This window comes from Acidovorax sp. (assembly GCF_021287135.1).
Lineage (GTDB): Bacteria > Pseudomonadota > Gammaproteobacteria > Burkholderiales > Burkholderiaceae_C > Acidovorax.
The window spans coordinates 17706-31085 of the sequence record NZ_JAJTBB010000085.1 but is presented as its reverse complement, the minus strand read 5'-3'; the positions used below and the strand labels follow the sequence as shown (position 1 = coordinate 31085).

General features: G+C 66.4%; 13 protein-coding genes. 3 read left to right on the top strand and 10 right to left on the bottom strand.

Translation table 11 applies throughout. The features are described 5' to 3' along the window. The first annotated feature begins 109 nt into the window (after window positions 1-109). Together LWW96_RS19800 and LWW96_RS19795 are read left to right on the top strand one after the other, a co-directional pair. Window positions 110-1306, top strand: coding sequence for a ribonucleotide-diphosphate reductase subunit beta (locus LWW96_RS19800; RefSeq protein ID WP_291489580.1), 1197 nt, complete (start codon window positions 110-112; stop codon window positions 1304-1306). A gap of 185 nt (window positions 1307-1491) precedes the next feature. Beyond that, window positions 1492-2013, top strand: coding sequence for a histone (locus LWW96_RS19795; RefSeq protein WP_291489579.1), 522 nt, complete (start codon window positions 1492-1494; stop codon window positions 2011-2013). 189 nt (window positions 2014-2202) lie between these two features. Here LWW96_RS19795 and LWW96_RS19790 read toward each other — a convergent pair whose 3' ends face one another. The 7 genes from LWW96_RS19790 to LWW96_RS19760 form a co-directional block, all read right to left on the bottom strand. Then, on the bottom strand, window positions 2203-3099 hold the full coding sequence (locus LWW96_RS19790) for a carbohydrate kinase family protein (protein WP_291489578.1): 897 nt from the start codon (window positions 3097-3099) through the stop codon (window positions 2203-2205). Window positions 3100-3146: 47 nt separating this feature from the next. Then, the gene (locus LWW96_RS19785) at window positions 3147-4745 is read right to left on the bottom strand and encodes a DUF3426 domain-containing protein (protein ID WP_291489577.1); all 1599 of its coding nucleotides are present in this window, start codon (window positions 4743-4745) and stop codon (window positions 3147-3149) included. A 174-nt stretch (window positions 4746-4919) separates the two neighbouring features. Beyond that, the gene (gene prmA, locus LWW96_RS19780; protein WP_291489576.1) at window positions 4920-5831 is read right to left on the bottom strand and encodes a 50S ribosomal protein L11 methyltransferase; all 912 of its coding nucleotides are present in this window, start codon (window positions 5829-5831) and stop codon (window positions 4920-4922) included. A 147-nt stretch (window positions 5832-5978) separates the two neighbouring features. Beyond that, window positions 5979-7328 (bottom strand): acetyl-CoA carboxylase biotin carboxylase subunit, encoded by a 1350-nt coding sequence (gene accC, locus LWW96_RS19775; protein WP_291489575.1) that lies wholly within the window; start codon window positions 7326-7328, stop codon window positions 5979-5981. A gap of 168 nt (window positions 7329-7496) precedes the next feature. Continuing rightward, window positions 7497-7958 (bottom strand): acetyl-CoA carboxylase biotin carboxyl carrier protein, encoded by a 462-nt coding sequence (accB, locus tag LWW96_RS19770; RefSeq protein WP_291489574.1) that lies wholly within the window; start codon window positions 7956-7958, stop codon window positions 7497-7499. A 148-nt stretch (window positions 7959-8106) separates the two neighbouring features. Next, window positions 8107-8697: a TlpA disulfide reductase family protein gene (locus tag LWW96_RS19765; RefSeq protein WP_291489573.1), complete on the bottom strand. Its 591-nt coding sequence runs from the start codon at window positions 8695-8697 to the stop codon at window positions 8107-8109. After that, window positions 8694-9293, bottom strand: a complete 600-nt coding sequence (locus LWW96_RS19760; RefSeq protein WP_291489572.1) for a hypothetical protein — start codon at window positions 9291-9293, stop codon at window positions 8694-8696. Before LWW96_RS19760 ends, LWW96_RS19765 begins: the two co-directional genes overlap by 4 nt. Window positions 9294-9464: 171 nt before the next feature. Between LWW96_RS19760 and mpl the strand changes: the two genes are divergently transcribed. Beyond that, window positions 9465-10889: a UDP-N-acetylmuramate:L-alanyl-gamma-D-glutamyl-meso-diaminopimelate ligase gene (mpl, locus tag LWW96_RS19755; RefSeq protein WP_291489571.1), complete on the top strand. Its 1425-nt coding sequence runs from the start codon at window positions 9465-9467 to the stop codon at window positions 10887-10889. Window positions 10890-10941: 52 nt separating this feature from the next. Here the strand turns inward: mpl and LWW96_RS19750 are convergent, their stop codons facing one another. The 3 genes from LWW96_RS19750 to LWW96_RS19740 form a co-directional block, all read right to left on the bottom strand. Next, entirely contained in the window at window positions 10942-11253 is a 312-nt protein-coding gene (locus tag LWW96_RS19750; protein ID WP_291489570.1) for a hypothetical protein, read from the bottom strand. Between the two features lie 115 nt (window positions 11254-11368). Beyond that, window positions 11369-12490 carry a 3-deoxy-7-phosphoheptulonate synthase gene (locus LWW96_RS19745; RefSeq protein ID WP_291489569.1) on the bottom strand — a complete coding sequence of 374 codons (1122 nt, stop codon included), beginning with the start codon at window positions 12488-12490 and terminating at the stop codon, window positions 11369-11371. Between the two features lie 298 nt (window positions 12491-12788). Beyond that, a complete protein-coding gene (locus LWW96_RS19740; protein WP_291489568.1) occupies window positions 12789-13340 on the bottom strand; it encodes a hypothetical protein in 552 nt (183 codons plus the stop codon). Between the last annotated feature and the right edge of the window lie 40 nt (window positions 13341-13380).

Genomic DNA, 13380 nt, shown 5'->3' with positions numbered 1-13380 from the left:
CTCCTGGTGCGTCGCAACGGTGCTGTGAAGCAACAAATCGTTGCTGCGCAACGCTTCGGTGCTTTTCTTTTCGCAGCACTGCTTTCATAATCCGAACACTGGAAAATCTATGTTGACCTGGGACGAAGAAGTCAAGCCCTCATCGCAAAATCAACTGGACGGCGGTCTGCAAAACAACCGCCAGGCGGGGCAACCGCCCCTGTCTTTCCAGACCCCCTCGTTGCAGCCCGTGGCCACCACCGCAACACCCGCTTCCAGCGCGCAGGCCTCCGCATCGGCCGCTGCGCACCGCCGTGTGAACGCGGCCGACAAGCGCATCATCAACGGCCAGACCGACGTCAACCAGCTGGTGCCGTTCAAGTACAAGTGGGCCTGGGAAAAATACCTGGCCACGTGCGCGAACCACTGGATGCCGCAAGAGGTGAACATGACGCGCGACATCGCGTTGTGGAAGGACCCGAACGGCCTGTCCGAAGACGAGCGCCGCATCATCAAGCGCAACCTCGGCTTCTTCGTCACCGCGGACTCCCTGGCGGCCAACAACATCGTGCTGGGCACCTACCGCCATATCACGGCCCCGGAATGCCGCCAGTTCCTGCTGCGCCAGGCCTTTGAAGAAGCGATCCACACCCACGCGTACCAGTACATCGTGGAGTCGCTGGGCCTGGACGAGGGCGAGATCTTCAACGCGTACAACGAGGTCGCGTCCATCCGCGACAAGGATGAATTCCTGATCCCGTTCATCGACGCGATCATGGACCCCAACTTCAAGACCGGCACGCCCGAGAACGACCAGACGCTGCTCAAGTCGCTCATCGTCTTCGCCTGCCTGATGGAAGGCCTGTTCTTCTACGTCGGCTTCACGCAGATCCTCGCCCTGGGCCGCCAGAACAAGATGACGGGCGCTGCCGAGCAGTACCAGTACATCCTGCGCGACGAATCGATGCACTGCAATTTCGGCATCGACCTGATCAACCAGCTCAAGCTGGAGAACCCGCACCTGTGGACCGCCGAATTCAAGGCCGAGATCAAGGCCCTGTTCCTCAAGGCGGTGGAGCTGGAGTATCGCTACGCCGAGGACACCATGCCCCGCGGCGTGCTGGGGCTCAATGCGTCCATGTTCAAAGGCTACCTGCGCTACATCGCCAACCGCCGGGCCACGCAGATCGGGCTGGAAACGCTGTTCCCCAATGAAGAGAACCCGTTCCCCTGGATGAGCGAGATGATTGATCTGAAGAAGGAACGTAACTTCTTCGAGACCCGCGTGATCGAATACCAGTCCGGTGGTGCGCTGTCCTGGGACTAGCGCCTTTTTCCGCATCACACCACCATGGCTTGCACACCACGCCCCACACCGCCAGCGCCGCATGGCGCGGCCCTGTGGGGCGTTTCCGTGTTCATGGGGATGGACCCAGTCTCCATCTCCATGGATCGCTTCCTGCCCATAGCAGACAGGGAGTGCTCTTTGCAAATTGACCCAAGGAGAACATGATGGCAACTGCGAAAAAACCGGCCGCCAAGAAGGCAGCCCCCGCGAAGAAAGCTGCAACCGCTGCCAAGCCAGCCGCAGCAAAGAAGGCTGCTCCCGCCAAAAAGGCAGCAGCACCCGCCAAGAAGGCCGCTCCTGCCAAGAAGGCCGTAGCAGCAAAGAAGGCCGCTCCCGCCAAGAAGGCTGCAGCACCCACCAAGAAAGCCGCTCCTGCCAAGAAGGCCGTAGCAGCAAAGAAGGCCGCTCCCGCCAAAAAGGCAGCAGCACCCGCCAAGAAAGCTGCTCCTGCCAAGAAGGCCGTAGCAGCGAAGAAGGCCGCTCCTGCCAAGAAGGCTGCAGCACCTGCAAAGAAGGCCCCTGCCGCAGCGAAGAAGGCTGCTCCTGCCAAGGCTCCCGCCAAGAAGGCAGCACCGGCCAAGAAGGCCGCCAAGGCGCCTGCCCCTGCCCCTGCTGCGGCTCCCGCAGCCCAGACCACGCTGAACCCCCAGGCAGCCTGGCCTTTCCCTACGGGCAACAAGCCCTAAGACGAACGCCCCGCGCGTTCCCCAACCCGGCGCCAGCGCCGGGTTTTTTGTTTCTGCGCCAGATGGCCTGGCGCTCGCCCTGCGCCCCCGGTGCCCGGGTATCTGCGCCCGGTTGCTGCCCGCTTCGGGCCGGATCGATCTCCTCCACCGGCAGCAAAAAGCCCGCGATGCGACCCGCGGTTGGCAGCGCTACTGGGGCACGAAATCCAGCGTGTAGTTCTGCGGCCCGCGCTGCGCGATCTTCAGCGCGCCCACCCGGTTGCCGAGCTCGGCGCAACGCACCAGCGGCCAGCCTTTTTCCAGGCCGAACAGCAGCGCGCCGCGCCACGCATCACCACACCCCGTCGGGTCGACCACGGCAGCTGGCGCTACGGCCGGTACATGGGTCTTCTCCCCCTCCACCCAGACCTCGCAGCCTTGGGCGCCCAACGTCACCACCAGTCCGCGCACCTTGCGCGAGATCTCTGCCAGAGTCCAGCCTGTGCGGTCGCACAGCATTTTTCCCTCGTAGTCGTTCACGGTGACCCAGGCGGCCTGTTCCACGAACCGGGCCAGTTCCTCGCCGTTGAACATGGGCAGCCCTTGGCCCGGATCGAACACAAAGGGAATCCCGGCAGCGGCAAACTGCGCCGCGTGCTCCAGCATGGCATCGCGGCCATCGGGCGCAATGATGCCGACCTGCACGCCGCCACCTGCTTCGATGCGGTTGCGGTGCGCCTGCATCATCGCGCCCGGGTGGAAGGCCGTGATCTGGTTGTTGTCCCGGTCGGTCATGATCATGGCCTGGGCGGTGTAGGTCTCTGGCACTTGGCCCACATGGCGCGTGCTGATGCCCAACGACTCCAGCCGCTGCAGGTAGTCCGCACCATCGCTGCCCAGCATGGCCATGGGCAGGGGCTCCCCGCCCAGCAGCTTGAGGCTGTAGGCAATGTTGCCGGCGCATCCGCCGAAGTCGCGCCGCAGCGAAGGAACCAGGAAAGAGACATTCAGGATGTGCAACTGGTCGGGCAGGATCTGCTCGGCAAAGCGTCCCTCGAAAGTCATGATGGTGTCGAACGCGAGAGAACCGCAAATAAGGGCTGCCATATCAGAAGGACAAGTAGGTCAAAAGAAAAAGCGAGAGGGAGGGCGGCTCAGGGATAGAACGCGAGCAGCCGGTAGCCGGCCACGCGCGTGCCCCCGGTGGTCACCAGCACCGACACCGACGCATTCCATTCGCCGCGGGCCGGCAGTTCGCCGGAAGCGCCTAGGTCGGCCGGCAGCAGCACCCGGCGCAGCACGGGCTGGTCCTGGGCGTCGGTCAGCGTCAGTTCGACCGCTGGCGTGGCCACCGGAATGGCGGCCAGGTTCTTCATGGTCAGCGCCAACTGGTAGCTGTCGCCCCGGGCCTTGTTGAACGATGAGCTGTCAATGACCACGTCCGCGATCTGCCGGTACGGCGCGACCTCGCAACCCAGCGGCTCGCACAGCGCCAACAGCCAGGGCCGCAAGCGCACATGCATGGCGGCCAGCCGGTCGCGCTCTTGCACCGCGACCTGCAGGCCCAACCCCGCCAGCGACGCCAGGACCAGCAGCACCAGAACCCCGCGCACCAGCGGCTTGCGCCAGAACGCCTTGCGCCGCGCCGCCACGACAAAGCTGACCTCTTCGTGATCGGCCGGCGCTTCGTCCTCGGCGCTGTTGTCTTCGCCCAGCGACGCGTCCTCTGCATTGGCAGAACGGGGGCGCAGTACACGGGCCGGCGTGCGCTCCTCGACCAGCGCCAGAGCCTCCGGCGCGGGAGCCGGCGGGGCAGGCACAAAATCCACCGGAGGCAAAGGCGTGGAAGCGCCTTGCGCAACGGCTGCGGCCGGCGGCTCTTGCGGCGTCCCTGCGCCGAGCACAGGTTCCGGTTCCGGTTCCGGTTCCGGTTCCGCAGCCTCGGTGGCCGGCATGTCGTGCAGAGGATCGATCTGCGGCAACGGGTCTGCAACAACCTCCGGCTCCGGTGCCAACTCCTCGTCATCCGGCAGCGTGGCCGAAGGCAATTCGTACCCCGCCGCCAGGGGCGACAGGGGCGTCGCGGCGCCCGCATCCGACGCCCCGGCGTTTTCTGTCGCCTGGAGGGGGGCAACGTCCTCGCCACGCAGGCCCCGGTTCTCGGCACCGGATGGCACCACGGCGGGCACCGCGCTGGGCCGCCATGGGAACGCCTCCAGAAGGTCCGCCTCAAGCCCGTGCCGCCGCTGAGCAGCCTCAGGCCCCTGCACGGAGAGGAACGCGGGGACGGTGGGCTGGGGCACCTCCAGGACCGGTACGGCGTCCTCCTGCAGAGGGTCCGCGTCTGGTGCCGCCCCCCAGCGCGTGTCCCCGCTGTCCGGCACATCTTCCTTCGGAGCATTCAGGGCAGCCGGTGCCAACGCTGAAAACGCAAGCGCAGACGAGGATGCCGGCAACGGCGGTGGTGCGGCGTTCGCCCCTGAGGGTGCCGGCGCGGCAGGAGGCCCGCCCGCCGGAACGCCCCAGGCCCGGCCCGCATCTACCGTGCGGGGCACCGGCACGGGCGGAGGCCGCACATCGGTCAGCGAGACATCGGGCAGCAGCGCCGCAGGCGCCACCGCCAGCAGGTGGGCCGACGCGTCAAAGACTTCCTTGCAATGGCCGCACCGCACCCACCCTTCCGAGATGCGCAACTGGTCCGCCACGACCTTGAACGTGGTGGAGCAGGACGGGCAGCGGGTAATCTGGCTCATCAGCGGTGGATTGTAGGGTCGCCCCATGCCGCTTCAGCGGCCACCCTGCACCGCAGGGAGCGAGGCCGCAACGCTTGCGAAGGCGGTCACGCACAGGATCGGAAGCACAGCGCGGACACGGGGACGGTGCAGAAGAAGCCGGCGTGCAGGCAGGCGAAAGCCGTGCCAGCGGGCTCAGCGCTTGGCGGTCATCAGAATCCAGCCGTCCTCGGAGTCCGCCACCTCCAGCGCGACCCAGGGTGCGTAGGCCTCCTGGAGCTCGCTGGCCTGGCGTTCCAGAATGCCGGCCAGCACCAGGTTTCCGCCGGGCGCCACATGGCCGCACAACAGGGGTGCCAGCACGCGCAGCGGCGTGGCCAGGATGTTCGCCAGCACGGTTTGGTACACGCCGACGGCCTTGTCCGGCAAACCGGCGCGCAGTTGCACGGCATTGGCCTGTGCGTTGAGCACGGTCGAATCCACTGCGGCAGGGTCGATGTCCACGGCATCCACGTCCGTGGCGCCAAACTTGGCCGCACCGATGGCCAGGATGCCCGAGCCGCAGCCGTAGTCGAGCACGCGGCCCAGCGGGTGGTTGTTGCCACCGCCCGAAATACCTTGGCCCCCCTGGCGGGCAATCCAGCGCAGGCACATGCGCGTGGTGGGGTGCGTGCCCGTGCCGAACGCCAGCCCCGGGTCCAGGCGGATGCTGCGCAGCGCCTGGGGGGGCAGTTCGTGCCAGGTCGGAACGATCCAGAAGTCCGGCGTGATCTCCACGGGCGCAAACTGCGACTGTGTGAGCCGCACCCAGTCCTGCTCCGGAACGTGAGACACGCCCAGCACCTGGCAACCCGCGAAAAAGTCCTGGACCGCCAGCAGTTGCTGCGCCTCGCGCGCCGCCTCTTCGGAGGGGAAGAGCGCGACCACCCGGCTGCGCTGCCATCCCTCCTTGGGTGGAGGCATGCCCGGCTCGCCGAACAGCGCCCGCTCGGCGTCGGTCTGTGCATCCGCATCCTCCACCGACACGGACAGCGCATCCAGCGCGTCCAGTGCATCGCTGACCGCTTCAATGCGGTCTTCCGGGCACATCAGGCTCAACTCGAACATAGGCGAATGCCTCTCAACAAAAATGAATGCCCCCGTTGCCGGGGGCCTGTGAAACAAAAGCCATGGGCCGCGCCAGACGCCGCTCAGCGCCGCAGCCGCCCTGCGCAAAAGCGCCGCAGCACGGCGGCCTGCGAGCAACGGGCCGGATCAGCGCTTGTGCTGCGACAGCCACTCTTCCAGATAGTGGATGTTGGTGCCGCCGGCCATGAACTTGGCGTCCACCATCAGCTCGCGGTGCAGCGGCACGTTGGTGTTGATGCCTTCGATCACGGTCTCGGACAGCGCGGTGCGCATGCGGGCCAGGGCCTGTTCGCGGGTGTCGCCGTGCACGATGATCTTGCCGATCATCGAGTCGTAGTTGGGCGGCACGAAGTAGTTGGTGTAGGCGTGCGAATCAACCCGCACGCCGGGGCCGCCGGGCGGGTGCCAGGTGGTGATGCGGCCGGGCGAGGGGGTGAACTTGTAGGGGTCCTCCGCGTTCACGCGGCACTCGATCGCATGGCCGCGGATCTCGATCTGCCGCTGGGTGAACGGCAGCTTCTCGCCCGCGGCCACCATGATCTGCGTCTTCACGATGTCCACGCCCGTGATCCATTCGGTCACCGGGTGCTCGACCTGCACGCGGGTGTTCATCTCGATGAAGTAGAACTCGCCGTTCTCGTACAGGAACTCGAACGTGCCCGCACCGCGGTAGCCGATCTTCTTGCAGGCGGCCACGCAGCGCTCGCCGATCTTCTCGATCAGCTTGCGCGGAATGCCGGGTGCCGGCGCCTCTTCGATCACCTTCTGGTGGCGGCGCTGCATGGAACAGTCGCGCTCGCCCAGGTACACCGCGTTCTTGAACTTGTCGGCCAGCACCTGGATCTCGATGTGGCGCGGGTTCTGGAGAAACTTCTCCATGTACACGGCCGGATTGCCAAAGGCCGCCCCGGCCTCGGCCTTGGTCATCTGCACCGCGTTGACCAGCGCCGCCTCGGTGTGCACCACGCGCATGCCGCGGCCGCCGCCACCGCCCGCCGCCTTGATGATCACCGGGTAGCCGATGGCCTTGGCCACGCGGCGGATCTGCACCGGGTCATCGGGCAGTTCGCCCTCGGAACCCGGCACGCAGGGCACGCCCGCACGGATCATGGCCTGCTTGGCCGACACCTTGTCCCCCATGATGCGGATGGACTCGGGCGTGGGGCCGATAAACTGGAAGCCGCTCTTTTCCACGCGCTCGGCAAAGTCGGCGTTTTCGGACAGGAAGCCGTAGCCCGGGTGAATGGCTTCGGCATCGGTGACCTCGGCGGCCGAGATGATGGCCGGCATGTTGAGATAGCTCAGGGGCGACGGCGCAGGGCCGATGCACACGGCTTCCTCGGCCAGCTTGACGTACTTGGCGTCGCGGTCCGCCTCGGAGTACACCATGACGGCCTTCACGCCCAGTTCATGGCAGGCACGCTGGATGCGCAGAGCAATCTCTCCACGGTTAGCGACCAGAATCTTTTTAAACATATAGGTTGTCCACAGTGCGCGCTGCCCGCAACGCTTGAAACGGATGCACCGGCCGCCCGCAGGCGTCGGTGCAAAGGCGATCGCCCCGCGCCGGCGGCGCCTCCCTGCCGGGCGCAAGCCCCGAGACAGAGAGATAAGCGGCCCGGCCGCTCAGGGGGCGGCGCGCGTTCATTCAATGACAAACAGCGGCTGGCCGTATTCGACGGCCTGGCCGTTCTCACCCAGGATGCGGGTGATGGTGCCGGTTTTGTCGGCTTCGATTTCGTTGAGGATCTTCATGGCCTCGATGATGCAGACGGTCTCGCCCTCCTTGACCTGGCTGCCCACTTCCACGAACGGCTTCGCGCCGGGGCTGGCGGAGCGGTAGAACGTGCCCACCATGGGCGATTTGACGACATGCCCGGCAGGCGCGGCTGGCGCCGAAGGGGCGGGCAGTTCGGCGACCTGGGCTGCGGCCGGCGCAGCGGCGGCGGGCACGGGGGCCTGGACGGGCGCAGCAACGTACTGCTGAACCACGCCGCCCATGCTCTTGACGATGCGGACCTTGCCCTCCGCCTCGGTGATTTCGAGTTCGGACACATTCGACTCGGACACGAGGTCGATCAGGGTCTTGAGTTTTCGCAGATCCATGGAAGCTCCAACGGCTATAAAACTAAATAGGGCGCGAATTTACTCCAATTTCGGCCTATCTCGGTCTTCCACGCGCAATTTTCATGAACTACATCAGCCAAAACGGCGTGTAGCGCCCCCGGGGGTGAGGCCCGGGTGCCCCGCCCGGTCAGCGCAACGGCGCCCAGAGCGCCAGATCCTGCGGGCTCAACTGCCCCATTTTACGGTGCAGCACCCGTCCCTCCGCGCCCAGCACCACCGTGAAAGGCAGGCCACCGGTCAGGTTGCCCAGCGACCGCCCCAGATCCGTGCCACCCAGGCCCGCCAGTCCCACAGGGAAAGCCAGGGGGATGCGCTCCAGGAATTTGCGCACGGACGACGGCTGGTCAATGGCCAGACCCACCACTTGCCAGCCGTTGGCGGCCTGTTCGCGGTAGAAGGCATTGAGAAGCGGCAACTCTTCCACGCACGGCGGGCACCAGGTGGCCCAGAAGTTCAGCAGCAACGGCTTGCCCAGAAAGGACTTCATCGCCACGGTGCCGCCACCGGGCTGCTCGAACTCCGACGCCCACAGTGCCTGCTCGGCGCCAGGGCCCAGCGCGTGCGGACTGAACTTCCACCACGCCACGCCAGCACCGGCCACCGCCGCCGCGCCAGCCACCCCGGCCATCAAAAGTCGGCGGCGGGGGGTGGAAGCAGGCGTGCCGGCCGCAGCGGTGATTGGCGACGAAGAGGAAGGGGAAGCAGAAGGCGTGGTCATGGAAGTTCGGTTTCCTGTAGCAGGCGCCGCACCGCCGTCATGTCGCCGCGCGCCACGCGGCCCTTGGCGTCGGGCCGCAGCGCGCCCCGCAAGTCGTCCAGGTCGTAGATCATGAGGTGCACGCCAATCATTTCCTGGAGTTCCGGCGATTTGCTGGCCAGGCTCAGCGCCTCGACCGATTCGCCATGAAATCCCGTCACGGTGCGCGGCTCGTAATCGACATGGTGATCGATCAGTGCGATCTCTGCAGATTTGGGGTCATCGCAAAACAACTGCAGGTAAATATCGGACAGGCGGGTTGCCGTGCCCTGCCAGACCGCGCCCGCAAGGTGCGGGCGGAACGCCGCCATCCGCTCCATCCAGACCAGGGCCAGTTGGCGCAGGGCGCGCAGTTCGCGCGGCTGGGTGTCGGCACAGAACAGCTGGATGTATTCCCGCACCGCGGCGTCCAGCTGCTCGTTGTCGGGCAGCGGCGTGCGCGCGGGCAGCCCCAGCTGGCGCACCGCCCGGCGTTTGGCGGGGCCCCATTCCAGGCCTTCCTCCACCACCAGCCGGGCGGCGGTGTGGGCGATCTCTTCGCTCAGCGGGGTGTGCATGGCAGTGAACGGCGAACCGGTGCAGGGGAAACCCGCATTGTGGCCCCAGCGGCCCCACGGGCGGTCGCCACATCCCAGGATGCCCAAGGGATACTACTATTTTCATAGCTGCTCGCGCTTGGCGGGCAAGCGCTGCAGGGCGTTTTGCATTGGACCGTAGAATCTGCGCCCATGCATATACACATCCTCGGCATCTGCGGTACGTTCATGGGAGGGCTGGCCGCGCTGGCGCGCGAAGCCGGGCACAAGGTGACGGGCTGCGACGCCGGCGTCTACCCCCCGATGAGCGACCAGCTGCGGGCGCTGGGCATCGACCTGATCGAAGGGTTCGGGGCCGAGCAGCTCGGCCTGGCGCCCGACATGTTCGTGGTCGGCAATGTGGTCAGCCGCGCACGGCTGGCCGACGGCACCCCCAAGTTCCCGCTGATGGAGGCCATTCTCGACGCGGGCCTGCCCTACACCAGTGGCCCCCAGTGGCTGGCCGACCATGTGCTGCAGGGGCGCCATGTGCTGGCCGTGGCCGGCACGCACGGCAAGACCACCACCACGTCGATGCTCGCGTGGATCCTGGACAGCGCCGGGCAGCAGCCCGGTTTCCTGATTGGCGGAGTGCCCCTGAACTTCGGGGTATCGGCCCGCCTGGGAGCAGACCGCAGGCCGCGGCCGGGTTCCTCGCCGCTCGGATCGGCGCCGCTGTTCGTCATTGAAGCGGACGAGTACGACACGGCCTTTTTCGACAAGCGCAGCAAGTTCGTGCACTACCGGCCGCGCACGGCGGTGCTGAACAACCTGGAATTCGATCACGCGGACATCTTCGACGACCTGGCCGCCATTGAGCGGCAGTTCCACCACCTGGTCCGCACGGTTCCGCCGTCGGGCCGCGTGGTGGTGAACGGCCTGGAGGAAAGCCTGGCCCGGGTGCTGCACGCCGGCTGCTGGAGCGAGGTGACCCGCTTTGGCGACGTGACCGGCGATTTTTCGGCCCAGGGCGAACCCCAGGCGTTCGACGTGCTGCACCGGGGGCGCACGGTGGCACGGGTGGAATGGACCCTGACGGGGCTGCACAACCAGCTCAACGCGCTGGCCGCGATTGCCGCCGCCCACCACGTGGGGGTCGACCCGGCGGAGTCCGCCGCCGCGCTGGCCCGCTTTCAGAACGTGAAGCGGCGCATGGAGCTGCGCGGCACGGTGCGGGGCATCGCGGTGTACGACGATTTTGCACACCACCCTACCGCGCTGCGGACCACGCTGGACGGGCTGCGCCGCAGCCTGGGCCCCGGCGCCCGCATCCTGGCCGTGTTCGAGCCCCGCAGCAACACCATGAAGCTCGGCGCCATGAAGTCGCAGCTGCCCTGGGCGCTGGAGCCGGCCGATCTGGCGTTCTGCCACACGGCGGGGCTGGACTGGGACGCCGCCCAGGCACTGGCCCCGCTGGGCGTCGGGCCCGGCCAGCGGGCACAGACCGCTGGCGATATCGACACGCTGGTGCAGCAGGTGGTGCAGGTGGCGCGCGCCGGCGACCACATCGTTTGCATGAGCAACGGCGGCTTTGGCGGCATCCACGCCAAGCTGCTCAGTGCACTACAAAAAATATAGCTGCTTGCGCTTGCCAGACAAGCGCAAGAGCCTATTTTGGCTTGAAAAGAACTTAGAACGTCACGGCCATCCCGGGCACGTCCACGCGCACCACGGGCTTGGCCAGCGCGGCGCTGGCGGCACGCGCAAAGTCGCGGGACCAGGCCGGATCGGCCAGCAACTGGGGGCCCGCGGCGCGGGCGACGGTCAGCACCTTGTCGGCCAGCAGCACCTTGCCGCTGGCGCGCAGCGGCTCGCAGTCAAGCGCGGTGAATTGCTCATCCAGCCAGCGCCTGCCAGCCTCGTGGCCCATGGGCTCGGCGCCTTCCAGGTCGAAACGGAATTCCTGGTTCGCAGCCAGTTGGACCGACACTTCGCTGTGCATGGTGTTTTTCCTTTCTTCGATGCCGTGCCCGCGCCATGACCGGACAGCAGGCGGTGTGTGGCCTGGAGTTTAGGGCAACGCCGGCCGCGCGGGCGGCCAGCGTGCTGCGGTGCGGTCAGCGCGCGCGCCGGGCCACCACAGCCTGCGACAGTTCTGCCAGCGCGGCGAGGGAAGCATCCCAGCCCAAGCAGGCGTCGGTGATGCTCTTGCCATACTCCAGCGCTGCGGGCTGGTCCTTGCCGGGCGTGAACTTTTGCGCTCCCGCCGTGAGGTGGCTTTCGATCATGAGCCCGAACACGCTGCGCGAGCCGCCCGCAATCTGGGCGGCAATGTCGCGTGCCACGTCCAGCTGCTTCTCGTGCTGCTTGCTGCTGTTGGCATGGCTGCAGTCCACCATCAGCGTCGCGGGCAGCTTGGCGGCTTCCAGGTCCTTGCACGCGGCAGCCACGCTGGCCGCATCGTAGTTGGGCGCCTTGCCGCCGCGCAGGATCACGTGGCAGTCCTTGTTGCCCTTGGTGTTGACGATGGCCACCTGGCCGTTCTTGTGCACCGACAGGAAATGGTGGCCGCGGCTGGCCGACTGGATCGCGTCGGTGGCAATGCGGATGTTGCCGTCCGTGCCGTTCTTGAACCCGATGGGTGCCGAGATGCCGGAGGCGAGCTCGCGGTGCACCTGGCTTTCGGTGGTGCGCGCGCCAATGGCGCCCCAGCTGATCAGATCGCCGATGTACTGGGGAGAAATCACGTCCAGGAACTCGCTGCCGGCCGGCATGCCCAGGCGGTTGATCTCGATGAGCAGCTGGCGGGCAATGCGCAGCCCCTCGTCAATGCGGTAGCTTTCGTCCAGGTAGGGGTCATTGATGAGGCCCTTCCAGCCGACCGTGGTGCGTGGCTTTTCGAAGTACACGCGCATCACGATCTCCAGCGTGTCCTTGTATTGCTCACGCGCCGCCTTCAGGCGACGTGCATATTCCAGCGCCGCTGCGGGGTCGTGAATGGAGCAAGGCCCGATGACGACCAGCAGCCGGTCGTCCTTGCCCGCCATGATGTTGTGGATGTTCTTGCGGGTCTGCGTGATCAGCGCCTCGACCGCCGTGCCGCGGATCGGGAAAAAGCGGATCAAATGTTCTGGAGGAGGCAACACGGTGATGTCCTGGATACGTTCGTCGTCGGTCTGGCTGGTTTTCTCGACGCTGCGGTACCAGGCATCGCTGGGGGGGGTGGTGGCTGCGGTCATGGTGTTGCTTCCTCTTGGAGTTGTGTTGGAGGTGGGTGGAACGATGAAAAAGAAAAACGGAATGAGGGGGCCAGAAAAACAAAAACCGCCGGGCTTTGCAGCGTCGGCGGTTGGTAAGGGGAGCTTGTGTTGGCTTGCGCGTTTTCCTCTCATCCGCCGGGGACCGAGATAAAAAACCAAAAGTAAAACGCGCTGCGAACTTGCATGGCAGCCAATGTAGCACAGGAGTACCGCACTGCAGCAAGTCCGGCATGTTGCGATTGCGCGACACGGCCCTCCCCGCGCGGCACGCGCGTGGTCAGCTGCGGCGCCAGCGCTTCCACCACGCGCGCACGCGCTGCAGCGCCGACCGCGGCTGCGCCGCCGGCTCGGCACCTTGCGGCAGATCGCTCTGGGGATTGCTCTGGTGCTCGTACATGTCGACCAACAGCAAAGCCTCGCCCAGGGTGCGCCAAGCCAGCAGCTCGAACTGGTCAAAGCTCGCGCGTTCCTTGGCGCTGCGGTGCTCCAGCATCTGCTGCCAGCTTGCAATGGCCTGGCGCAGTTCGCGCAGCGCCCGCTGGTAGGCACCAAACTCGTAGAGCGCATGCCACGCAGAACCCAGACCGGTCAGGAACAGCTGGTGCTCCCGGGCACACTGCGACAAAGCCGCAACGCGGCGTGTGATGGTCTGCGTGTCCTGGCTGGTGCGGCGTGCGCGCACTGCCTCGTCGATATGCACCGACAGCGCCCCCAGGCTGTCGCGCAACTGCCGCGATTCTTCATCGGCCACCCCTTCGCGCAGGAAGCGGCTGATGTCGCCGAACGACTGAATCGTCAGCAGCTGGCTACTGGGGCGCGTGGCGGGCATGGCGCCATTTTGCGCGGGAATGTGCTGCCGTTGAAAACCT

What these genes read in the sequence shown, in the direction of transcription:
- LWW96_RS19760 (WP_291489572.1), bottom strand. Translation starts at nt 9,293, where the DNA reads ATGCACACCCCGCTGAGCGAAGAGATCGCCCACACCGCCGCCCGGCTG.
- LWW96_RS19785 (WP_291489577.1), bottom strand. Translation starts at nt 4,745, where the DNA reads ATGAGCCAGATTACCCGCTGCCCGTCCTGCTCCACCACGTTCAAGGTC.
- accB (WP_291489574.1), bottom strand. Translation starts at nt 7,958, where the DNA reads ATGGATCTGCGAAAACTCAAGACCCTGATCGACCTCGTGTCCGAGTCG.
- LWW96_RS19765 (WP_291489573.1), bottom strand. Translation starts at nt 8,697, where the DNA reads ATGACCACGCCTTCTGCTTCCCCTTCCTCTTCGTCGCCAATCACCGCT.
- LWW96_RS19800 (WP_291489580.1), top strand. Translation starts at nt 110, where the DNA reads ATGTTGACCTGGGACGAAGAAGTCAAGCCCTCATCGCAAAATCAACTG.
- accC (WP_291489575.1), bottom strand. Translation starts at nt 7,328, where the DNA reads ATGTTTAAAAAGATTCTGGTCGCTAACCGTGGAGAGATTGCTCTGCGC.
- LWW96_RS19740 (WP_291489568.1), bottom strand. Translation starts at nt 13,340, where the DNA reads ATGCCCGCCACGCGCCCCAGTAGCCAGCTGCTGACGATTCAGTCGTTC.
- LWW96_RS19750 (WP_291489570.1), bottom strand. Translation starts at nt 11,253, where the DNA reads ATGCACAGCGAAGTGTCGGTCCAACTGGCTGCGAACCAGGAATTCCGT.
- LWW96_RS19795 (WP_291489579.1), top strand. Translation starts at nt 1,492, where the DNA reads ATGGCAACTGCGAAAAAACCGGCCGCCAAGAAGGCAGCCCCCGCGAAG.
- LWW96_RS19790 (WP_291489578.1), bottom strand. Translation starts at nt 3,099, where the DNA reads ATGGCAGCCCTTATTTGCGGTTCTCTCGCGTTCGACACCATCATGACT.
- mpl (WP_291489571.1), top strand. Translation starts at nt 9,465, where the DNA reads ATGCATATACACATCCTCGGCATCTGCGGTACGTTCATGGGAGGGCTG.
- LWW96_RS19745 (WP_291489569.1), bottom strand. Translation starts at nt 12,490, where the DNA reads ATGACCGCAGCCACCACCCCCCCCAGCGATGCCTGGTACCGCAGCGTC.
- prmA (WP_291489576.1), bottom strand. Translation starts at nt 5,831, where the DNA reads ATGTTCGAGTTGAGCCTGATGTGCCCGGAAGACCGCATTGAAGCGGTC.